Below are 20,567 nucleotides of genomic sequence, written 5' to 3'. Positions count from 1 at the left end.
GCCCCCACCGTGAATTAACGCGCCAACGCCGCGCGCAGGTAGCCGTCGTGCCGCTGCAGCCGCTGCTGCGCCTCATCGGCGCTGACGCCGGCTAAAATCATCAGGATCGCCGGTTTGACCTCAAAGCCGGTCTGCGCCAGCGCCGCCTCCGCCTGAGCGCGTTCGGCGCCGGTGGCCTCCACCACGATGCGGCAGGCGCGATCCACCAGTTTGACGTTGGTGGCCTTCACGTCCACCATCAGGTTCTGGTAGACCTTGCCCAGCTTGACCATCGCGCCGGTCGACAGCATGTTGAGCACCAGCTTCTGCGCGGTGCCGGATTTCAGGCGCGTCGAACCGGTCAGCGCCTCCGGCCCCACCACCGGCGAGATCGCCACCTGCGCTTCGTGCGCGATCGGCGAATCCGGGTTGCAGGAGATGGCCGCCGTCGGGCAACCCAGCCCGCGCGCATAGCGCAGCGCGCCGATCACGTAGGGCGTGCGCCCCGAGGCCGCCAACCCCACCACCATATCGACGGCGGTCAGGTTCAGCGCCCGGAGGTCGGCCTCGCCCAGGGCTGCGTCATCTTCCGCCCCTTCCACCGCTTTGAGCAGCGCGCCCGGCCCGCCGGCGATTAGCCCCACCACCACGCCGTGCGGCACGCCGAAGGTCGGCGGGCACTCGGAGGCATCCAATACGCCCAGGCGCCCGCTGGTGCCGGCGCCCAAATAAATCAGCCGCCCGCCGGCCTTCAGCGCCACCGCGGCCAAATCGACCGCCTGCGCGATCGCCGGCAGCACCTTTTCAATCGCCTCCGGCACCTTGCGATCTTCCTGGTTAAAGCAGCGGACCATGTCCAGCGTCGACATCTCATCCAGCCCCATGGTGGCCGGGTTGCGGGTTTCCGATACCAGTGCGCCTAAGTTCATCTGTTCACCTTTGAATTTTTAATTCACAAAATTAAATCAATATTTGAATATTTTATTCAACAAAGCGAGCGCTATTTGCTATTTTAACGACGAGCTCACAAAAATTTTCACCGCGCGTTTTCGCTGCCTGCGTGGCAAAATGGCCGCTGGTTTCCAGGGAAAGATCAATGAGTACCCTTCTGCGCATTCGCCAGATGTATCCGACACTGGCGCAAAACGACCGCAAGCTGGCGGATTTTTTGCTGAACAACGCCGAACAGGCGCGCCATCTCAGCTCGCAAAAGCTGGCCCAGCTGGCCGGCGTCAGCCAGTCGAGCGTGGTGAAGTTCGCCCAAAAGCTGGGCTATAAAGGTTTCCCGGCGCTGAAGCTGGCGCTGAGCGAGACGCTGGCCCAGCCGCAGGCCGAACCGGTAGTGACCGTTCATAACCACATTCTCAGCAGCGACACGCTGAAAACCGTCGGTGAAAAGCTGTTGGCGGAAAAGCAGGCGGCGCTGCGCGCGACGCTGGACATCAACAGCGAAGAACGGCTGCATCAGGCGCTGGACATGCTGCGCCAGGCGCGCCGGGTGATGCTGATCGGCATCGGCGCCTCCGGGCTGGTGGCCAAGGATTTTTCCTTCAAGCTGCTGAAAATCGGGGTGATGGCGGTGGCCGAAGCGGATATGCACGTTCAACTGGCGGCGGTGCAGGCGCTGGACAAACGCGATCTGCTGGTGGCGATCTCCTTCAGCGGCGAGCGGCGTGAAATCAATCTGGCGGCGGAAGAAGCGCGCCAGGCCGGCGCCAGGGTGCTGGCGCTGACCAGCTTCTCGCCCAACGGCCTGCAGCAACGCGCCGATCACTGTCTCTATACCATCGCCGAAGAGCCCCGCACCCGCAGCGCGGCCATCTCTTCCAGCACGGCCCAGTACGCTCTCACCGACCTGCTGTTTATGGCGCTGATCCAGCACGACCTCGATCATGCCCGCGACCGTATCAAGCACAGCGAACAGTTAATGAAAAAGTTGGTTTGAGGCGTATAATGGCGGCCGATAAAACGCCGCCAGCTCAATTATTTCCCTTCTCTGCATTCGAAAAATAATGTGCGGGCGGTGACTCGCTCAATTATCAATCAATAATTGAGCATGCATGGACAGCATTATTTAACGATACCATTATGAATACACACACTGTTATTTTAGATAAGTTGCGATATTCCGTGACGCATCCGATTCTGCGTACCTTTTTACTCTATGTCATTACTGCATTGATTCTAATCAAGGCGATGGGATACAGCGGTGGAAAAGGCATTGATATTCTTTTTATTGCACTTATCTTGCTATTATTATCTATCCATTCGCTTACCCGTTACGGCCTGATTATTCCGTTTATTCTGCTGTGTGCGCTTTATGCGCCGGTCGGGGCCATTTACGGTACCCCTTCCACTGCCGTGATATCCGCCCTGTTGCAAACCAACCTCATAGAAGCGACGGAGTTTTTGCAGACCCTGCCGGCCAGTTGTTATCTGCTGCCCGCTGCCATTCTGGTTATGTTGGCCATTCTCGGCCTATTTATTTGGCGGCAAGCTATTTCAAAACAAACCATACTTCCCTCGCTAGCCCTGCTGATGGTTATCATCATCGCCAGAGCCTTCAATGGCGGTGTGGCGAATCTTAAACTGCCTGACTTCTTTTTATCCCTCTACTCGGCTTACCAACAATACCAACAGCAGGTTGATGAATTAAGTGCCGGTGCTACGACACCGGATACTTGGGCAATAACCGCAGGCGCACCGACGAATGGAAACTATGTCATTATCGTCGGCGAAAGTATGCGTAAGGATCATATGTCATTATTTGGTTATCCGGTGTCCACTACGCCGTTTCTGGATAATGCCAATGGACGATTTTACAGCAATTATATTTCCACTGCGCCAAATACGTTCGAATCGCTTCCTCGCACGCTGGCTTTGAGCAACGGCCATAACATTGCCATCGGAGATAATATCATCACCCTGGCAAAAGCCGCCGGTCTCAAAACCCACTGGCTGTCCAATCAGGGCATGTTCGGACAATTCGATACGCCGGTATCAAAAATCGCCATGTTCAGCGATAGCCATTATTTCCTGAAGAAAGGCGACTTCCAATCGCGCAATACCGATGACGATGCGCTGCTGCCGATATTTGACCCATTATTGCGTCGCCAGGGACAAGGCAATCTGTATGTGCTGCATCTGATGGGCTCGCACGCCGACTTTTGCGAGCGGCTTAACGGCGAACCGCCGAGCGTCGAGTCGCCGAATAAGGAACTGGCCTGCTATCTCTCTACCTACCGCAAGACCGACCGTTTTATCGAGCAGGTTTATCACAGCCTGAAACAGAGTGGCACACCGTTTAAACTGTTCTATTTCTCCGATCACGGCCTTTCCCACAAGGATATCGGCGGTGGGCGTTCTTTACGCCACAGCGGCGATACCCGGCAGAATTACCAGGTGCCGTTGCTGGTGCTGAGCGATCGCGACCAACAGCACCAGATCATTGATGATCCCTTAAGCGCGTTCGATTTTATCGGGTTGTTTGCCCAAGAGGCGGGAATACGGATTGCCCATCCCGAAGTGATGCCTACGATACGTATCGCAGATGCAGATGCAGATGCAGATGCAGATAAACGCTGGGTGTTTGACGGGCAGAGAATGGTTGATTTCGATCAGTTGGCTGACGATCCGCCTGAGTTACCCTAAGCGGTAAGATGACGAAAAAGTGCCCGTTGCGCGGCGATTCTATGATAGATTGCGCGCCAGCCCGAGCACACCGATGGAAAGATAACTGACAATGGCACTGCTGATTACCAAGAAATGCATCAACTGCGATATGTGCGAGCCGGAATGCCCGAACCAGGCAATTTCGATGGGCGATGAAATTTATCAGATAGATACCGACCGCTGCACCGAGTGCGTCGGCCATTACGATACGCCGACCTGTCAGCAGGTCTGCCCGATCGACAACACCATCATTACCGATCCGCAGCACCGCGAGAGCAACGAACAGCTGTGGGACAAGTTCGTGGTGTTGCACCACGCCGATCGCATTTAATCGCCGCAGGACTGACAAGGGCGCCATAGGCGCCCTTTCTCTTTTCAGCTTTCGACGATCACCGTCGCGCAGGCGTAGCGCCGTTCATCGGCCAGCGAAACGTGGATCGCGGTGACCCCCATCTCCCCCGCCAGCTCGGCGGCGCGGCCATGCAAACGAATATTCGGTTTGCCCAACGCATCGTTGAACACCTCGAACTGGTTGAACGCCAGGCCGTTGCGAATGCCGGTGCCGAACGCCTTGGCGGCGGCCTCTTTCACGGCGAAACGCTTGGCCAGAAAGCGAATCGGCTGCTGGTGCTGCTGGTACAGCGCCCATTCGGCGTCGCTCAGCACGCGGCGCGCCAGACGATCGCCGCTGCGTTCCACCACCGCTTCGATACGCGCCATCTCGACGATGTCGGTACCCAGCCCGAGCACCGCCATTACCGGCGCGCTTCCCGCATCAGCACTTTCATGTCGGCAACCGCGGCCGGCAGCCCGCTCATCACCGCCTGGCCGATAATCGCATGGCCGATGTTCAGCTCGTGCATTTCCGGCAGCGCGGCGATCGGCTGCACGTTGTGATAGGTCAGGCCGTGGCCGGCGTTGACCTTCAGCCCCTTCTCGGCCGCGTAGGCGGCGGCGACCGCGATGCGGCGCAGCTCGGCCTGTACCGCCAGCTCGCCCTGCGCTTCGGCGTAGGCGCCGGTGTGGATTTCGATATAGGGGGCGCCCACCGCCACCGCCGCGTCGATTTGGCGATGATCGGGATCGATGAACAGCGAGACCAGAATGCCCACCTGCGCCAGGCGCTCGACCGCCACGCTCATTTTGTCCAGCTGGCCGGCAACGTCCAGGCCGCCTTCGGTAGTCACTTCTTCACGCTTTTCCGGCACCAGGCAGCAGAAGTGCGGCTTCAGCTCCACGGCGATGTCCAGCATCTCGTCGGTCACCGCCATCTCCAGATTCATGCGCGTCTGGATGGTCTGGCGCAGCAAACGCACGTCGCGGTCGGTGATGTGGCGGCGGTCTTCGCGCAGATGCACGGTAATGCCGTCGGCCCCCGCCTGTTCGGCAATGAATGCCGCCTGAACCGGATCCGGGTATTGGGTTCCGCGCGCGTTACGTAACGTGGCGATGTGATCGATATTGACGCCCAGCAGTAAATCAGCCATGACAACCTCTAAATACGATTTTCAGTGCCAGCAGTTTACACGCGGGTGCAGAACGGCAAAAGGAGAAAAGGTCAGGCGTCGTCGACCGGCGTATTCGGCTGCTTGCGCACGAATTGACGGAACAGTTCGCGGCTCTTCAACGGCTTGCCGCCGAGGTAGGGTTTCAGCGCCATGCGGGTGAAACGCTTGGCGGCGCGCAGCGTCTCGGCATCGGGAAACTGCCGCTCCGCCAGCGCGCGCAGTTCGCGCCCGGTGAAGCTGTAGTGATCCACCACCAGGCTGGCGATAAAGCCCTTCTCTTCGCGGTAGCGGTAGGTCATGGCGTCATCCACCGGCAGGCCGCTGCCGGCGCAGTGCAGGAAATCGAGGCCGTAACCCAGGTGCTGCAACAAGGCCAGTTCGAACTGGCGCAACGCCTGTTCCGGCGAGCTGTCTTCCGCTGCCAGCGCCTGCAGGCACTGCAGGTAGTCGAAGAACAGCACCGAGTAGTTGGTTTCCTGCTCCAGCACGCGCGCCAGCAGTTCGTTCACGTACAGGCCGCTGTAAAGCATCATGCCGCTGAGGGGTAAACCGAGAGAGACCGCTTCGGCGTTGCGCAGCGTTTTCACTTCGCCGCGGCCGCCCCAGCGCACTAACAGGGGGGTAAAGGGCTGCAGGCAACCCTTCAGATTGGAGCGGCGGCTGCGCGCGCCTTTTGCCAGCAAGCGCACCCGCCCATGACCTTCGGTAAACAAATCCAGCATCAGACTGGTTTCACTGTACGGCCGCCCATGCAGGACGAAAGCGCGCTCCCAGCCGTCCACGGATCGTTACTTCAGATCGTCAACATAGCCCAGGCTGCGCAGCGCACGTTCGTCGTCCGCCCAACCGGATTTCACTTTCACCCACAGCTCCAGATGCACTTTAGCGTCGAACATCTGTTCCATGTCCTGGCGCGCTTCGATGCCGATGGTTTTGATCTTGGCGCCCTTGTTGCCGATGACCATTTTCTTCTGGCCTTCGCGCTCGACCAGGATCAGGCCGTGCACATCGTAGCCGCCGCGATCGTTGGCCACGAACTGTTCGATTTCCACCGTCACCGAATACGGCAGCTCTTCACCCAGGAAACGCATCAGCTTCTCACGGATGATCTCGGACGCCATAAAGCGCTGGGAGCGATCGGTGATGTAGTCTTCCGGGAAGTGGTGTTCCGCTTCCGGCAGCAGCTTGCGCACGATGCCAGCGATGGTGTCGACGTTCATCCCTTTCTCGGCTGAGATAGGCACCACGTCGAGGAAATTCATCTGCTGGCTGAGGAACGCAATGTGTGGCAACAGCTTGGATTTGTCGGTGACGTTATCGACCTTGTTGATCGCCAGCAATACCGGGCAACGCAGGCTGCGCAGCTTGTTGACCACCATTTCGTCGTCGGCGGTCCAGTTGGTGCCTTCGACCACGAAGATAACCAGTTCGACGTCGCCGATCGAGCTACTGGCCGCGCGGTTCATCAAACGGTTGATGGCGCGTTTTTCTTCGATGTGCAGCCCTGGGGTATCGACGTAGATCGCCTGATAGGCGCCATCGGTGTCGATGCCCATGATGCGGTGACGGGTCGTCTGCGGCTTACGCGACGTAATGGAAACCTTCTGCCCCAGCAGTTGGTTCAGCAACGTCGATTTGCCCACGTTCGGGCGGCCGACGATGGCGATAAAACCGCAGTGTTGTTTTACTTCACTCATTCAAGCTCCAGCTTTTTCAGCGCTTGTTCCGCTGCCGCCTGCTCGGCTTTACGGCGGCTCGAGCCGGTGCCCACCACGGGCTCGCTCAAACCACTCACCTGGCAGTGGATGGTAAACTCTTGGTCGTGCGCTTCACCGCGAACCTGCACCACCAAATAAGAAGGCAACGGCAGATGACGCCCCTGCAAAAATTCCTGCAAACGGGTTTTCGGGTCCTTCTGCTTATCACCGGGGCTGATTTCGTCCAACCGGCTGCGATACCAGTCCAAAATCAGGCGCTCGACGGTCTGGATGTCGCTGTCCAGGAACACGCCGCCGATCAATGCCTCCACCGTATCCGCCAGGATTGACTCGCGGCGGAACCCACCACTTTTCAATTCGCCCGGCCCAAGCCGCAGACATTCGCCCAGGTCAAACTCGCGCGCCATCTCCGCCAGCGTGTTGCCGCGCACCAGCGTGGCGCGCATGCGGCTCATATCGCCCTCGTCTACGCGAGGAAAGCGGTGATAGAGCGCATTGGCGATGACAAAGCTAAGAATCGAGTCACCCAGAAACTCAAGACGTTCATTGTGTTTACTGCTGGCGCTGCGGTGAGTCAAAGCCTGCAGTAAAAGCTCCTGCTGTTGAAAAGTGTAGCCCAGCTTCCGCTGCAGCCTGTTTATTACGATGGGGTTCATGAGTTACCAATAGATCAAGAATGCGTCAAAAACTTGCAGCATACGGAACAGGCCTGCTTCGCCGAAAGCCGATCCAAAGCTGTTTCGTTTGCAGTGGCTCCCAGCAGGAGCCAACTTTTATCGCTCGAGAAAGTATTCTACAACGAGTGGAAACATAATGCTGTGTTTATATCCCCTTAATCTTTCACGCCGCAGCAGGCTGCGGCGTGAAATTGACAGGGAATAAATCAGCGATTAATGAATGCCGCCAATCCGGCTGAAACGCACGCCGGTAGGCCACTCGCCTTCCTGCTTTTCAAAGCTCATCCAGATGGCCGTGGCTTTACCCACCAGATTCTTCTCCGGCACAAAGCCCCAGTAACGGCTGTCCGCGCTGTTGTCGCGGTTGTCGCCCATCATGAAGTAATGCCCGGCCGGCACCACCCACTCCGCCAGCGGTTTGCCCGGCTGTTGGTAGTAAGCGCCCACCTGATCCTGCGTGCCCGGCACGGTCAGGATGCGGTGCGTCACGTTACCCAGACTCTCCTGACGTTCACGCAGACGAATGCCGCCCTGCGGCACGTTGTCATTCAGCGGGATCTGGTAGAAACCGTTGCTGGCCTCGCCCATGCCGCTGCGGCTGAACAGCTGTACGAAGTCGCTCGGCTGCGCGTCGGCGTAGGTGACCGCCAGCGCGGTATCGCAGGACTGCCCGCTGTTGCACGACGGCTGCACCGTAACGCGCTTATTCACCGGATCGTAAGTAATACGGTCGCCCGGCAGGCCAATCACGCGCTTGATATAATCCAGCTTCGGATCCAGCGGATATTTAAATACCGCAATATCGCCGCGCTTCGGATGACCGGTTTCAATTAGCGTGGTCTGGGTTATCGGATCTTTAATGCCGTAAGCATATTTCTCCACCAGAATGAAATCGCCAATCAACAGCGTCGGCATCATTGAGCCGGACGGGATTTGGAACGGTTCGTAAATAAACGAGCGCACCACAAAGACCAGCAGCAACACCGGGAAGACCGATGCCCCGGTCTCTACCCAGCCTGGCTGCTTAGCCACTTTCGCCAGCGTTTTATCGTCTACTGCGCCCGCGGTCTGCTCGTTGACCGCCGCAATCTTCGCGCGGCGGGCCGGCGCCCATTTAAAGCGCTCGAAGCACCAGATGATCCCGGTGACCAGGGTGGCCAACGCCAGGATCAGGGCAAACATATTCGCCATGCAAACTCCCTCGTTTCGCGAACTCGTCGCGGTTACTTGCCGTCTTTACCGACGTGCAGAATGGCCAGGAACGCTTCCTGCGGCAGCTCGACGTTGCCGACCTGCTTCATGCGCTTCTTACCGTCTTTCTGTTTCTGCAGCAGCTTTTTCTTACGGCTGACGTCACCGCCGTAGCATTTCGCCAGCACGTTTTTACGCAGCTGCTTCACGGTGGAGCGCGCGATGATGTGCGTGCCGATCGCCGCCTGAATCGCGATGTCGAACTGCTGACGCGGGATCAGATCTTTCATCTTTTCCACCAATTCACGGCCGCGATACTGCGAGTTGTCGCGGTGGGTGATCAGCGCCAGCGCATCCACGCGCTCGTTGTTGATCAGCACGTCCACGCGCACCATGTCGGAGGCCTGGAAGCGCTTGAAGTTGTAATCCAGCGACGCATAACCGCGCGACGTGGACTTCAGGCGGTCGAAGAAGTCGAGCACCACTTCCGCCATCGGGATTTCATAGGTCAACGCCACCTGGTTGCCGTGGTAGACCATGTTGGTCTGCACGCCGCGTTTCTCAACGCACAGGGTGATGACGTTGCCCAGGTATTCCTGCGGCATCAGCATGTGGCATTCGGCGATCGGCTCGCGCAGTTCCTGGATGTTGTTCAACGGCGGCAGCTTGGATGGGCTGTCGACGTAGATCACTTCTTTGCCGGTGGTTTCCACTTCGTAGACTACCGTCGGCGCGGTGGTGATCAGATCCAGATCGTATTCACGCTCCAGACGCTCCTGAATGATCTCCATGTGCAGCAGACCAAGGAAGCCGCAGCGGAAGCCGAAGCCCAACGCGGTGGAGCTTTCCGGTTCGTAGAACAGGGAGGCGTCGTTAAGGCTCAGCTTACCCAGCGCATCGCGGAAAGATTCATAGTCGTCGGAGCTGATCGGGAACAGGCCGGCGTACACCTGTGGCTTCACTTTTTTGAAGCCCGGCAACGCTTTATCCGCCGGCTGACGCGCCTGCGTCAGGGTATCGCCCACCGGCGCGCCGAGGATGTCTTTGATCGCACAGACCAGCCAGCCCACTTCGCCGCAGTTCAGCACGTCGCGATCGACCTGCTTCGGCGTGAAAATGCCCAAACGATCGGCGTTGTACACCTGGCCGGTGCTCATGACCTTGATCTTGTCGCCCTTGCGCAGCGTGCCGTTCTTGACGCGCACCAGCGACACGACGCCCAGGTAGTTATCGAACCAGGAGTCGATGATCAGCGCCTGCAGCGGCGCATCCGGATCGCCCTGCGGTGCAGGAATGTCGCGCACCAGACGCTCCAGCACGTCGGGCACGCCGACGCCGGTTTTGGCCGAGCAGCGCACGGCATCGGTGGCGTCGATGCCGACGATGTCTTCAATTTCCTGCGCGGCGCGATCCGGATCGGCGGCCGGCAGGTCGATTTTATTCAACACCGGCACCACTTCCAGATCCATTTCGATCGCGGTGTAGCAGTTGGCCAGCGTCTGGGCTTCTACGCCCTGGCCGGCGTCCACCACCAGCAGCGCGCCTTCGCAGGCCGCCAGCGAGCGGGACACTTCATAGGAGAAGTCAACGTGGCCTGGGGTGTCGATAAAGTTAAGCTGATAGGTCTGCCCATCCAGCGCCTTGTAATCCAGCGTGACGCTCTGCGCCTTGATGGTGATGCCGCGCTCGCGCTCCAGATCCATGGAATCGAGCACCTGCGCAGCCATTTCACGGTCGGACAGGCCACCGCAAATTTGGATAATGCGGTCAGACAGCGTCGACTTACCGTGGTCAATATGGGCAATAATGGAGAAATTTCGTATATGCTTCATTATAAAAGTTTTTCTGCCTTGGTATTTCTGAATTACTCGCCTATAGAAACCCGCATGGACCTAAAGCGACAGTGAATGGGTTAGGCCGTCTTGCACCTGAATCGCTGCATTCTACATGCCACACCACTGAAAACCTAGCGATCGGTGCAGTGAAGGCATTCTATTATGCGCAGCTAAATGTTACAGGGCGCCCCGGCTGATGAAAACAGATGTTAACACGGGTCATACGGCCTGAACCCAAGGCTTGCAGGTGCTCCGTGGCCGTCAAACTCCGGCGCTAATACATAACCGGCCGCAGCGCAATAAACCCCTTCTGAAATTATCGAAAAAGAATATTTGGATCAACCTCTTAGAATTCGATTTTGCCCCACATCCTTTAGGAAAAACCCCATATACGCCACCACCGTCCCTCGGATAGAAAGGGCGTGAACTCCGCGACAAAACATTATTCCGGGCACTACATCGGCAGCCCACCGGGGTTCACCAGCATATCTGCGTACGTTGATTGGAAGGTGCATTATGATCGATAAAGGGCAAATGCTGAGCCGGCACGATTTTTCGAAGGTCAACTGGGGCATTCTGGCGGCGGCGGCGCTGCTGTTCAGCGTGGGTGCGGCGCTGTTGGTGCTGCCGCTGCTGAGCAGCATTGATGAGAACGACGTCATCACGCTGTTGCAGGCCGGCGCGGGCACAATTTTACTCGGCTGTACGCTGCTGGCGCTGCGGCATTACCTGCGCCCGGTGTTGACATATCGGCTCTACGAGCACGGCGTGCGGGTCTTTGACGACCATCATCACAAAGAGCGTTTCATCCCGTTTGAGAAGATCGGCGATATCTATCGCTTTCGCGGCGGCAAGGCTTTTGGCGGGCTGTTTGACGTCACGGCGTTTCGCACCGGCGCGGATCAGCCCTGGTGCACGGTTTTCAGCAATATCGCCCATTCTTGGCGGTTGGCGGACGTGATCGTCGACCAACAGCTGCAACAGCGCGGGCCGCTGGCGTTGAATGCGCTCTATCAGGGGGAGCCGGTGTCGTTTCACACGGTTGAGGGCGACGCACGCTGGCTGTGGCAGTTGCTGCTCGGCAAGCGGCAAGGCACCCCGACGGAAACGCTGCGGCTGAGCGCCACCTTGCTGACCACTGAACGGGGAAACGTGCCCATCGAACAGATCCGCGCATTGGAAAATCATCCACAGCGCGGCATCCGCTTGCTCGACGGCCAGGGAAATGTGCTGTTCGCGATTAACTACGATTCGCTGCTCAGCGCCGATCTGTTCATCGCGCTGTTGGAGCATATGATCCACAACCGCATCCCCGCCTATCACAACCCGGCGATGACGCGACCGTCGGTTTAAATCAGCGGGGAGTTTTCCGTCTGCATGCGCATCGCGGTAGGCGGCAACCCAATCTGCAGCACCACCGGCTGATAGTCGGCCTGCTCGCCCAGACGCCGGGCCAACCGGCGCGCCAGCATAAAGGCCGCCCCGCCGCCCAGCACGGCGCCGACTGCCGCCGAGGCGTCGCTGCCGAAACAATATTGCAGCAACGTGCCGCCCAGCATCATGCCCAGCAGCGGCGTCAGGTAAACCAGCATGGCGGAGCGCAGCAGGCTGCCTTCCGCGATGCCGACCTCGACGCGCTGCCCCGGTTCGAGCGGCTGATCGATATGCACCTGCAGCTGATGCTCGGTTTCCGGCACCAGCTCGTTCAACGCACGTGCGCCGCAGCCGGAACGCGCGGTGCAGCTGCCGCAGCCGGCCTTGGGTTCACAGCGCAGCAGCGCTACGCCCTGTTGCCACGACACCACCGTGGCCCACTCTTTCATCATTACGGCGATACCTTGAAAGAAATGCTGTCGGCGATGCGCTTGGCCGTAGCCGGCGGCAATTCGCCCACAATCGTGATTTCGTTGCCCGCGCGCACTTCGGTCTGAATGGTGCGGCGCCCCTGACGGTAGTACTGCTGCCCGGCTCCGCTGCCCGCCGGGCTGACGTTGACCGAGAAGCTGAACAAGCCGTCGCTGTAAAGGCGGGATTCAACCGGCACGGCGACGTTAGGCAATTTGCGGCGGTTGCGCGCCACCTCGTCTACCCCCGCCGGCAGCCAGCCGGTGCTCCAGCTCAGCTGGACGTTTTCCACCGCCGGCAGCGACAGCAGCGGCGGCAGGTTGGCTTTGAGCAGCCCCTGCATCGCGCCCTGCACGTCGGCGCCGACCGCGAAGGAGATCACCCGATATTGCTCCAGCGTTTCGCCGTCGCGATCGAGCAAATCCACCCGCAGCGGCAGCTTGGTGTCCTCGTCCATCCAGACGATGTAGCTGTAGCGGGAACCGTCGCGCGCCACCACGCGCAGCACTTCACACGGCCGATCGGCGATGCGGGTGCTGCCCACGGAGATGAAGTCGTAGTACTTGGCCAGGCGGGTGAAATCGGCATAAACGATCGCCGGCAGCGCATCGACGATGTGATCGCCGGTGAGCGTGAACGGCTCCAGGCCGGGTTCGAAGTAGCTGATCCCGCCGCCGCGCTGCAGCACTTCGCGGCGCGGGCCGTCCATGTGCAACAGCTGGCCGAGCGGCACGTTGCCGATCACCGCATGGCGATAGCGCAACGACTCGATTCCCTGCTTGCTGATGCTGATGTAGGCGAGCTCGTAATTGAGAGAACGGCTGGCGCTGCTCATCTGTTGCAATAACGCCCCGGACGCAGTCGGCTGCGCCGGGGCGATGCTGGAATAGAGCAGGCTGCCCGTCAATAAACAAACGGAGAACCAGATTTGCTTCATTACTGCTGTTGCATTCCTAAAGACTGAGTTCCGGGAACCTGAATGGCAGCCTGTTGCGGATTGCTTTGCTCAAGCTGCAGCTGATCCGAATGCAGGCGACGTTGCAGTTCATAGTCCTGCAGCATGGCGTTGATACGCTTACGCTGTTCCTGCACCTGCTGCTGTTGGCCGCTGCCGGTGGAGAAACTGTCGGCAGGAACGCCCAGGCTGACCGGTGAGGCCTGGCCCATGATCGGCAGCGTGGTGAAGGCCGGCGATTCGGACGCGTTCGATGACGCAGAAGGCTGGTTGTAGTGCTGCACGCCGACGATGACCGCCAGCGACACGCAGGCCGCCATGCCGATTTGCGTAATCTGGCTCGCCCAAGGACGCACTTTGTCCCAGAACGGCATTTTCTGCCAGGTGTGAGGCTGCGGCTGAGATTCCTGGACGGCGGAAGGCACCAGCCGGGCAGGTTCTTTCTCAAGTGCAGCGGCGACGCGATCGGCGATATCGAAATGCATCACTTGTCCGATATCACCCCGCAGTGTGTCACGTATCAGGTGATAGCTCTGCCAGCTTTGCTGAAGCGTTCGATCTTGCGACAGAGAACTCAACAGCTCGCTGTCGAACGATTCACCATCCATCAGAGCGGAAAGCTTTTCTTTCTGCATGCCTAAGTACCCTTCCTGTGCCCGCCATTGCTAACGCTGGATCAGCGGTTGAACTTTATTATCGATAGCTTCCCGGGCGCGGAAAATACGCGAACGTACGGTTCCGACCGGGCAATCCATGATGGCGGCTATCTCTTCGTAGCTTAGACCATCCAACTCCCGCAGGGTAATCGCCATGCGAAGATCCTCAGGGAGAGACTCAATGGTACGGAAAACTATCTGTCTCAGCTCTTCTGACAACATTAAGTTCTCAGGGTTCGAAATTTCTTTCAGTGCGCCCGCACTTTCGTAATTTTCCGCATCGTTGGCGTCCACATCACTGGATGGCGGACGGCGCCCCTGAGCAACCAGATAATTCTTTGCCGTGTTCACGGCGATTCGATACAACCAGGTATAAAAAGCGCTGTCGCCACGGAACGATTCCAGTGCGCGATAGGCCTTGATAAACGACTCCTGCACCACATCGGGCACATCGCCCTGCGGCACATAGCGGGAAACGAGACTCGCCACCTTATGCTGATAGCGCACTACCAGCAGGTTAAACGATTTCTGGTCGCCCTTTTGGACCCGCTCAACCAGAACTTGATCCGTTAACTGCTCGCTCATCCGAGGTAAACTCTCCCCAAATCCGTCTCCACGCGTAAAATTGTACTGCCAGCCATACATTATTTTCCTGAGCAAGCACTCGCTTGGAGTTCATATAGAACACGAAGTTCCATATCGCCATTGTTTTTTCTGTTGATGTCACCCTATCCGTGGCTTTTGCCCGGACAGTTAGGCTAACATGAAATTCACTCTTCTTCTGCACACATCATACGTTATGCAACCATCATCTGAACATGTTAGCGATGTACTGATCGTCGGCAGCGGCGCTGCGGGCCTGTCACTGGCGCTGCGCCTGGCGCAGCATTGCAAGGTTACCGTTCTCAGCAAGGGGCCGCTCAGCGAGGGGGCCACCTTTTACGCCCAAGGCGGGATCGCCGCGGTGTTCGATGAGACGGACAGCATTGCCTCACACGTTGATGACACTTTGATTGCCGGCGCCGGCCTGTGCGACAAAGAGGCCGTCGAATTCATCGCCGGCAACGCGCGCCACTGCGTGCAGTGGCTGATCGATCAGGGTGTGCTGTTCGACACCGAGGTCAACGCGCAGGGCGAGGCGCATTATCACCTCACGCGCGAAGGCGGCCACAGCCATCGCCGCATCCTGCACGCTGCGGACGCTACCGGTAAGGAAGTAGAGACCACGCTGGTGGGGAAAGCAAGCGCTCACCCCAATATTTGCGTGATGGAACGCCGCAACGCGGTTGACCTTATTACCTCGAACAAAATCGGCCTGCCGGGCACCCGCCGAGTCGTGGGCGCTTACGTCTGGAACCGCGAGCTCGAGCGGGTGGAAACCTACCGCGCCAAAACGGTGGTGCTGGCCACCGGCGGCGCGGCCAAGGTATACCAATACACCACCAACCCGGACATCTCCTCCGGCGACGGCATCGCCATGGCCTGGCGCGCCGGCTGCCGGGTCGCCAACCTGGAGTTCAACCAGTTCCACCCGACCTGCCTGTTCCACCCGCAGGCGCGCAACTTCCTGCTGACCGAAGCGCTGCGCGGCGAAGGGGCTTACCTGAAGCGCCCGGACGGCAGCCGCTTTATGCCCGATTTCGACCCGCGCGGCGAACTGGCTCCGCGCGATATCGTCGCCCGCGCCATCGACCATGAAATGAAGCGCCTGGGCGCCGACTGCATGTACCTGGACATCAGCCACAAGCCGGCGGAGTTCATCACCCAGCACTTCCCGATGATCCACGAGAAGCTGCTGACGCTGGGCTTCGATCTAACTCGGCAACCGATCCCCATCGTCCCGGCGGCGCACTACACCTGCGGCGGCGTGATGGTCGATCAGCACGGCCGCACCGATCTCGACGGGCTGTACGCCATCGGCGAGGTCAGCTACACCGGCCTGCACGGCGCCAATCGCATGGCGTCGAATTCGCTGCTGGAGTGCCTGGTTTACGGTTGGTCGGCGGCGGAAGACATTCTGCAGCGCCTGCCGTTCATCCAGCAGGCCAAACAGGTGCCGCACTGGGATGAAAGCCGGGTGGACGATGCGGACGAACGGGTGGTGATTCAGCACAACTGGCACGAGCTGCGGCTGTTCATGTGGGATTACGTCGGCATCGTGCGCACCACCAAGCGCCTTGAGCGCGCCCTGCGCCGCATCAACACGCTGCAGGCGGAAATCGACGAGTACTACGCTCACTTCCGCATCTCCAACAACCTGCTGGAGCTGCGCAATCTGGTGCAGGTGGCCGAGCTTATCGTGCGCAGCGCCATGGCGCGCAAAGAGAGCCGCGGCCTGCACTACACGCTGGACTACCCGGATTTGCTGCCGGAAGCGCTGCCGACCATTTTGCAGCCTTAAACTCTGCGACAGGGCGCCTTATCGGCGCCCTTTTCTTTTCAGTAGAACAGGTAGAAGTCAGTGATCAACCGGCGGAAATCGTCGGTATAGCTGCCGTCGGCCTGTTTGATCGCCAGCGCCTGCTCCCGCAGCGGCGTTTCCCGCCGCGTCAGCGCCAGCAACACCCGGTGCAGCGGCGTATCGGCCCGATCGCTGACGTTCACTTTCGCCGCCGTGTGCCAACCGCTTTGCTGCGCCAGGCGTTCGAATTCGGCGCCGATGTCGTGCGGCAGCACCACGCAGAACGTGCCCTGCGCGGCCAGCAGCTGCGCGGCGCAGGTCAACAGCGCCTCGTGCGTTAAGGTTTCGGTGTAGCGCGCGTTGTGGCGCGCCTGATCGCGGCAGGCCACCGCCGGCTCAAAATAAGGCGGATTGCTGACGATCAGATCATACTCAGCGGCATGCTGCTGCGCATAATGGTGAATATCCTGCGCATGCACGCGGATGCGCTGCGGCCACGGCGATTCCGCCGCGTTTTCGCGCGCCTGGCCGGCGGCGGCTTCATCCAGCTCCACCGCATCGATGGTCACTTCGTCGCCGCTGCGCTGCGCCAGCATCAGCGCGATCAGCCCGCTGCCGCTGCCGATGTCCAGCACCCGGCGCGCCTGCCCCAGCGGCGCCCAGGCGCCGAGCAGCACCCCGTCGGTGCCCACTTTCATGGCGCAACGATCGTGGGCGACAAAGAATTGTTTAAAGGTAAAACCCCCGCGGCGCGGGGTAAAATCGGCTTTCGATCGCTTGCTCACACTCACCACCTGGCTATAAAACTGGCGTAGCATAAGGCAATCTGATCGGCGGGAAAAGAGCGGCTTTCCGCTTAAATAGGTGAAGATCGCGGCCAACCCGTCTATAATCGGCGCCCCAAGTAGAGGTAGACCATGACAGCAACCACTTTTTCCGAACTCGAACTCGATGATCGCCTGATCGACGCGCTGCGCGACAAAGGCTACGATCGCCCCACCGCCATTCAGGCCGCTGCGATCCCGCCGGCGATGGACGGGCGCGACGTCTTAGGTTCGGCTCCGACCGGCACCGGCAAAACCGCCGCCTTCCTGCTGCCCGTGTTGCAGCACCTGCTGGACTTTCCACGCAAGAAATCCGGCCCGCCGCGCGTGCTGATCCTGACGCCAACGCGTGAACTGGCGATGCAGGTCGCCGACCAGGCGCGTGAATTGGCTGCTCATACCTCGCTGGATATCGCCACCATCACCGGCGGCGTCGCTTACATGAACCACGCGGAAGTGTTCAGCGAAAACCAGGACGTGGTGGTCGCCACCACCGGCCGCTTGCTGCAATACATTAAAGAAGAGAACTTCGACTGCCGCGCGGTGGAAACCCTGATCCTCGACGAAGCCGACCGCATGCTCGACATGGGCTTCGCGCAGGACATCGAAACCATCTCCGCCGAAACCCGCTGGCGCAACCAGACGCTGCTGTTCTCCGCCACGCTGGAAGGCGAAGCGATCCGCGAATTCGCCGAGCGCATCCTGAAAGAGCCGGTGGAAGTGGAAGCCGATCCATCGCGCCGCGAACGCAAAAAGATCCTGCAATGGTACTATCGCGCCGATGACGTGCAGCACAAAACCGCGCTGCTGATCCACCTGCTGAAGCAGCCGGACGTGCAGAAATCGGTGATCTTCGTGCGCAAACGCGAGCGCGTGCATGAGCTGGCCACCTGGCTGCGCGAAGCGGGCATCAACACCTGCTATCTCGAAGGCGAAATGGTGCAGGCCAAACGCAACGAAGCGGTCAAACGCATGATGGATGGCCGGGTTAACGTGCTGGTGGCCACCGACGTTGCCGCGCGCGGCCTGGATATCCTCGATATCACCCACGTGTTCAACTTCGACATGCCGCGCACTGCGGATACCTACCTGCACCGCATCGGCCGTACCGGCCGCGCCGGGCGCAAAGGCACTGCCATTTCGCTGGTGGAAGCGCACGACCATCTGCTGCTGGGCAAAGTGGGCCGTTACCTGAACGAGCCGCTGAAAGCGCGCGTGATCGACGAACTGCGGCCGAAAACCAAGGTGCCGAACGAGAAGAGCAACGGTAAACCGTCGAAGAAAGTGCTGGCCAAGCGCGCGGAAGACAAGGCGAAGAACAAAGAAAAGGCCAAGGTGAAAGTGCGCCATCGCGACGCCAAAAACGTCGGCAAACGCCGTCAGGCGAAGGCCAAACCAACCGGCGACGCGCAATAACCGCCGCTGCCTAAGAAAAAACCGCCTGTACAGGCGGTTTTTTTATGGGTGTTTACTGCTGCGCGTAATGCGTGGCCAGGCGGCGCCCCTGCAGCCATTTATCCAGCTCGCGGAACTGCGCCTTCAGCTCGTCATTCTGCAAATGCGCCGGCGTTTGCGAGAAATAAAACTGGAACGCATAACCCTGCTGATTGCGCGCCCGGGCATCGGCACCGGCCTGCAACAGCAACAGCGCCAGGTGCGGCGCGTTGATCTTCGCCGCCAGATGCAGCGGAGTATCCCCCAACCGATCGCTCAACGTGGTGTCCGCCCCGGCCGCCAACAGCAGCCGCAGCTGCTCCTCACGCCCGGCCAGCACCGCCGCCGCGAGCGGCGTGGCGCCGGTAACGGCATTGCGCACGTTCACCTGCGCCCCTTCGGTCAGCAACAACCGCAGATACTGCGCGTCTTGCAACATCGCCGCGGTGTGCAGCGCGCTGTTGCCGTCCAGCCCCGTCGTCGCCGGGTCGGCACCGAGCGCCAGCAACGTCTGCACGCTGGCCGGCTGTTGCGAAAGCACCGCCCACTGCAACAGCGTGACCTGCCGATCGCCCCGTTCGCGCAAGCGCTCCTGTGTGGCCTGCGCGGCGATGCCCTGCGCATCGCCGCGCGCCACCGCCTGAGCCAGCGCCTGGTTGCTGCGGCCGTCAAACGGTGAAATCTCCTGCCCCATCTGTTGCTCCTTAGCCATCATCAGTAAACCGGTCACCGCGACCAGCGCCAGTAAGGCTATCGCCAGCGCCCGCCGCAAGCGACGCCCTTCAGGCATTGGCCTTCGCCTCCCACGGCTTTTGTTCCGCCATCGAGCTTATCACCTTGTCGATGCCGTGCGCCGTCAGGCTGCGATCCAGATGCTTGCTCGGCCGCCAGTCATCGATGCCGGTCAGGGTATCGTTGTTGGCCAGGGTAATGTTGTGGCCGATGGCGTCCGGGATCAGCGAAGTCGATTCCTGGGTGCTGGTCAGCATGTCATATTGCTCGCTGTAACGGCGAATGCCCCCGGCTTCGGCGTCTTTCTTCGCCGCCGCCGGATCGATCCCCAGGCGATTCAGGGTGTAATCCGACACCCCGGCCGCGTTGAAGGTGACCGCGACGGTGCCGGTCGCCAGCGCCGCCGTGGCCGCCAGACCGCCGCCGAGCGAATGACCGGCGATCACCAGCGCATCGCCGAAGGCCGCCTTGGCGCTTTTGGCGGCGGCAACCGCCTGATTGTACTGCACATCGTCATAGCCCGTCGCCTGCCGCACGTTGCTCAGCCAGTCGCGCCAGTCGTTGGTGCCGGCGAACGTCAACACATACTGCTTGTCGTTGCTGTAAATCCCGGCCTGGAAACCGCTGCCCGCGTCGTGCAGACTGGCGGGATCGATGCCGAACCCGAGCAACGCGCTGTCGCTCAGACGGTTGAACCCGGCGGCGCCCTGGCCGTTCAGCGAGTAAACGTCCTTGGCCAACAGCGCCAACGCATAATCGCCTTCCTGAGATTGTTGCCCCCGGGTCACGCCCGGCGCAACCGCCGTCGGCGCCGCCGCAGAGATATCGCCGACCAGCGTATTCAACAGGTTCTGCGCGTTCAGCGTATTCTGAGAAGGGGTGGCCACCGGCGCCGGATTTGCCGGCGCTGCCGCAGGCTGCGATACCGTCGCCGTTTCGGCAGCGGCGCGAGGTGTAGGGATCGCGGCCACCGGGGATACTGCAGAGGTAAAACTTAAAGGCATACTCATGCCGACTCCTTGTCGATAGACTTTTTTATTTAGCACCTGAATAGGTGCTGATTTAGCTATCGGCAGGTCGGATGAGTTCTGTATCAGGAATGCTTATCTTTGTGCAGAATGTGATCCGCCTTCAGTTTTC

At 59.8% G+C, this 20,567-nt stretch carries 21 protein-coding genes; 6 read left to right on the top strand and 15 right to left on the bottom strand.

Annotated elements, in window-relative coordinates; genetic code table 11:
• Positions 1-14: 14 nt before the first annotated feature.
• On the bottom strand, positions 15-908 hold the full coding sequence (gene murQ, locus ACJ8M3_RS18525) for an N-acetylmuramic acid 6-phosphate etherase (protein WP_033644118.1): 894 nt from the start codon (positions 906-908) through the stop codon (positions 15-17).
• A 167-nt stretch (positions 909-1,075) separates the two neighbouring features.
• Between murQ and ACJ8M3_RS18520 the strand changes: the two genes are divergently transcribed.
• From ACJ8M3_RS18520 to ACJ8M3_RS18510, 3 genes are all read left to right on the top strand, one after another.
• Positions 1,076-1,924, top strand: a complete 849-nt coding sequence (locus tag ACJ8M3_RS18520; protein ID WP_047025581.1) for a MurR/RpiR family transcriptional regulator — start codon at positions 1,076-1,078, stop codon at positions 1,922-1,924.
• A gap of 143 nt (positions 1,925-2,067) precedes the next feature.
• On the top strand, positions 2,068-3,630 hold the full coding sequence (locus tag ACJ8M3_RS18515) for a phosphoethanolamine transferase (protein WP_442514717.1): 1,563 nt from the start codon (positions 2,068-2,070) through the stop codon (positions 3,628-3,630).
• Positions 3,631-3,721: 91 nt separating this feature from the next.
• Complete coding sequence (locus ACJ8M3_RS18510) at positions 3,722-3,982, top strand: YfhL family 4Fe-4S dicluster ferredoxin (protein WP_025303942.1); 261 nt, start codon at positions 3,722-3,724, stop codon at positions 3,980-3,982.
• A gap of 44 nt (positions 3,983-4,026) precedes the next feature.
• Here ACJ8M3_RS18510 and acpS read toward each other — a convergent pair whose 3' ends face one another.
• The 7 genes from acpS to lepA all read right to left on the bottom strand — a co-directional run bounded on the left by acpS (position 4,027) and on the right by lepA (position 10,577).
• Positions 4,027-4,407, bottom strand: a complete 381-nt coding sequence (gene acpS / locus ACJ8M3_RS18505; protein ID WP_004929169.1) for a holo-ACP synthase — start codon at positions 4,405-4,407, stop codon at positions 4,027-4,029.
• Complete coding sequence (pdxJ, locus tag ACJ8M3_RS18500; protein WP_033644120.1) at positions 4,407-5,138, bottom strand: pyridoxine 5'-phosphate synthase; 732 nt, start codon at positions 5,136-5,138, stop codon at positions 4,407-4,409. Before pdxJ ends, acpS begins: the two co-directional genes overlap by 1 nt.
• A gap of 71 nt (positions 5,139-5,209) precedes the next feature.
• Complete coding sequence (recO, locus tag ACJ8M3_RS18495) at positions 5,210-5,941, bottom strand: DNA repair protein RecO (protein WP_015378804.1); 732 nt, start codon at positions 5,939-5,941, stop codon at positions 5,210-5,212.
• A 6-nt stretch (positions 5,942-5,947) separates the two neighbouring features.
• Positions 5,948-6,856, bottom strand: coding sequence for a GTPase Era (gene era, locus ACJ8M3_RS18490; protein WP_004929162.1), 909 nt, complete (start codon positions 6,854-6,856; stop codon positions 5,948-5,950).
• Positions 6,853-7,533 carry a ribonuclease III gene (gene rnc / locus ACJ8M3_RS18485; RefSeq protein WP_004929158.1) on the bottom strand — a complete coding sequence of 227 codons (681 nt, stop codon included), beginning with the start codon at positions 7,531-7,533 and terminating at the stop codon, positions 6,853-6,855. Before rnc ends, era begins: the two co-directional genes overlap by 4 nt.
• A 234-nt stretch (positions 7,534-7,767) precedes the next feature.
• Entirely contained in the window at positions 7,768-8,745 is a 978-nt protein-coding gene (gene lepB, locus ACJ8M3_RS18480; protein ID WP_033644122.1) for a signal peptidase I, read from the bottom strand.
• A gap of 32 nt (positions 8,746-8,777) precedes the next feature.
• Positions 8,778-10,577, bottom strand: coding sequence for a translation elongation factor 4 (gene lepA / locus ACJ8M3_RS18475; RefSeq protein ID WP_019452315.1), 1,800 nt, complete (start codon positions 10,575-10,577; stop codon positions 8,778-8,780).
• A 519-nt stretch (positions 10,578-11,096) separates the two neighbouring features.
• Between lepA and ACJ8M3_RS18470 the strand changes: the two genes are divergently transcribed.
• The gene (locus ACJ8M3_RS18470) at positions 11,097-11,933 is read left to right on the top strand and encodes a hypothetical protein (protein WP_089197351.1); all 837 of its coding nucleotides are present in this window, start codon (positions 11,097-11,099) and stop codon (positions 11,931-11,933) included.
• Here the strand turns inward: ACJ8M3_RS18470 and rseC are convergent.
• Genes rseC through rpoE form a run of 4 tightly spaced genes read right to left on the bottom strand, consistent with a single transcriptional unit; the run spans position 11,930 to position 14,621 of the window.
• The gene (gene rseC, locus ACJ8M3_RS18465; RefSeq protein ID WP_069100120.1) at positions 11,930-12,406 is read right to left on the bottom strand and encodes a SoxR-reducing system protein RseC; all 477 of its coding nucleotides are present in this window, start codon (positions 12,404-12,406) and stop codon (positions 11,930-11,932) included. The two genes, ACJ8M3_RS18470 and rseC, sit on opposite strands and share 4 nt — an antisense overlap.
• Positions 12,406-13,362, bottom strand: a complete 957-nt coding sequence (rseB, locus tag ACJ8M3_RS18460) for a sigma-E factor regulatory protein RseB (protein ID WP_025303948.1) — start codon at positions 13,360-13,362, stop codon at positions 12,406-12,408. The genes rseC and rseB overlap by 1 nt, the downstream gene beginning before the upstream one ends.
• Positions 13,362-14,015, bottom strand: a complete 654-nt coding sequence (gene rseA, locus ACJ8M3_RS18455) for an anti-sigma-E factor RseA (protein WP_033644125.1) — start codon at positions 14,013-14,015, stop codon at positions 13,362-13,364. The genes rseB and rseA overlap by 1 nt, the downstream gene beginning before the upstream one ends.
• Positions 14,016-14,045: 30 nt before the next feature.
• A complete protein-coding gene (gene rpoE, locus ACJ8M3_RS18450; RefSeq protein ID WP_004929136.1) occupies positions 14,046-14,621 on the bottom strand; it encodes an RNA polymerase sigma factor RpoE in 576 nt (191 codons plus the stop codon).
• A gap of 214 nt (positions 14,622-14,835) precedes the next feature.
• Between rpoE and nadB the strand changes: the two genes are divergently transcribed.
• A complete protein-coding gene (nadB, locus tag ACJ8M3_RS18445) occupies positions 14,836-16,437 on the top strand; it encodes an L-aspartate oxidase (RefSeq protein WP_016929796.1) in 1,602 nt (533 codons plus the stop codon).
• A gap of 38 nt (positions 16,438-16,475) precedes the next feature.
• Here nadB and trmN read toward each other — a convergent pair whose 3' ends face one another.
• A complete protein-coding gene (gene trmN / locus ACJ8M3_RS18440; protein WP_089195093.1) occupies positions 16,476-17,255 on the bottom strand; it encodes a tRNA(1)(Val) (adenine(37)-N(6))-methyltransferase TrmN in 780 nt (259 codons plus the stop codon).
• Between the two features lie 99 nt (positions 17,256-17,354).
• On the opposite strand from trmN, the gene srmB reads away from it, so the two are divergent.
• A complete protein-coding gene (srmB, locus tag ACJ8M3_RS18435) occupies positions 17,355-18,677 on the top strand; it encodes an ATP-dependent RNA helicase SrmB (RefSeq protein ID WP_047025578.1) in 1,323 nt (440 codons plus the stop codon).
• A gap of 52 nt (positions 18,678-18,729) precedes the next feature.
• Here srmB and ACJ8M3_RS18430 read toward each other — a convergent pair whose 3' ends face one another.
• Both ACJ8M3_RS18430 and ACJ8M3_RS18425 read right to left on the bottom strand, forming a co-directional pair.
• A complete protein-coding gene (locus tag ACJ8M3_RS18430; RefSeq protein WP_089197352.1) occupies positions 18,730-19,485 on the bottom strand; it encodes an ankyrin repeat domain-containing protein in 756 nt (251 codons plus the stop codon).
• Entirely contained in the window at positions 19,478-20,437 is a 960-nt protein-coding gene (locus tag ACJ8M3_RS18425; RefSeq protein ID WP_089197353.1) for a phospholipase, read from the bottom strand. Before ACJ8M3_RS18425 ends, ACJ8M3_RS18430 begins: the two co-directional genes overlap by 8 nt.
• Between the last annotated feature and the right edge of the window lie 130 nt (positions 20,438-20,567).

The organism is Serratia sp. CY55921 (genome assembly GCF_052167655.1).
GTDB lineage: Bacteria > Pseudomonadota > Gammaproteobacteria > Enterobacterales > Enterobacteriaceae > Serratia > Serratia ureilytica.
The sequence above is the reverse complement of the archived record's forward strand: the minus strand, read 5'-3'. Positions and strand labels throughout refer to the sequence as shown.

Bases quoted from the DNA above. Each gene is read 5' to 3' on its own strand.
- murQ (WP_033644118.1), bottom strand. From the start codon at position 908: ATGAACTTAGGCGCACTGGTATCGGAAACCCGCAACCCGGCCACCATG.
- ACJ8M3_RS18520 (WP_047025581.1), top strand. From the start codon at position 1,076: ATGAGTACCCTTCTGCGCATTCGCCAGATGTATCCGACACTGGCGCAA.
- ACJ8M3_RS18515 (WP_442514717.1), top strand. From the start codon at position 2,068: ATGAATACACACACTGTTATTTTAGATAAGTTGCGATATTCCGTGACG.
- ACJ8M3_RS18510 (WP_025303942.1), top strand. From the start codon at position 3,722: ATGGCACTGCTGATTACCAAGAAATGCATCAACTGCGATATGTGCGAG.
- acpS (WP_004929169.1), bottom strand. From the start codon at position 4,407: ATGGCGGTGCTCGGGCTGGGTACCGACATCGTCGAGATGGCGCGTATC.
- pdxJ (WP_033644120.1), bottom strand. From the start codon at position 5,138: ATGGCTGATTTACTGCTGGGCGTCAATATCGATCACATCGCCACGTTA.
- era (WP_004929162.1), bottom strand. From the start codon at position 6,856: ATGAGTGAAGTAAAACAACACTGCGGTTTTATCGCCATCGTCGGCCGC.
- rnc (WP_004929158.1), bottom strand. From the start codon at position 7,533: ATGAACCCCATCGTAATAAACAGGCTGCAGCGGAAGCTGGGCTACACT.
- lepB (WP_033644122.1), bottom strand. From the start codon at position 8,745: ATGGCGAATATGTTTGCCCTGATCCTGGCGTTGGCCACCCTGGTCACC.
- lepA (WP_019452315.1), bottom strand. From the start codon at position 10,577: ATGAAGCATATACGAAATTTCTCCATTATTGCCCATATTGACCACGGT.
- ACJ8M3_RS18470 (WP_089197351.1), top strand. From the start codon at position 11,097: ATGATCGATAAAGGGCAAATGCTGAGCCGGCACGATTTTTCGAAGGTC.
- rseC (WP_069100120.1), bottom strand. From the start codon at position 12,406: ATGATGAAAGAGTGGGCCACGGTGGTGTCGTGGCAACAGGGCGTAGCG.
- rseB (WP_025303948.1), bottom strand. From the start codon at position 13,362: ATGAAGCAAATCTGGTTCTCCGTTTGTTTATTGACGGGCAGCCTGCTC.
- rseA (WP_033644125.1), bottom strand. From the start codon at position 14,015: ATGCAGAAAGAAAAGCTTTCCGCTCTGATGGATGGTGAATCGTTCGAC.
- rpoE (WP_004929136.1), bottom strand. From the start codon at position 14,621: ATGAGCGAGCAGTTAACGGATCAAGTTCTGGTTGAGCGGGTCCAAAAG.
- nadB (WP_016929796.1), top strand. From the start codon at position 14,836: ATGCAACCATCATCTGAACATGTTAGCGATGTACTGATCGTCGGCAGC.
- trmN (WP_089195093.1), bottom strand. From the start codon at position 17,255: ATGCTACGCCAGTTTTATAGCCAGGTGGTGAGTGTGAGCAAGCGATCG.
- srmB (WP_047025578.1), top strand. From the start codon at position 17,355: ATGACAGCAACCACTTTTTCCGAACTCGAACTCGATGATCGCCTGATC.
- ACJ8M3_RS18430 (WP_089197352.1), bottom strand. From the start codon at position 19,485: ATGCCTGAAGGGCGTCGCTTGCGGCGGGCGCTGGCGATAGCCTTACTG.
- ACJ8M3_RS18425 (WP_089197353.1), bottom strand. From the start codon at position 20,437: ATGAGTATGCCTTTAAGTTTTACCTCTGCAGTATCCCCGGTGGCCGCG.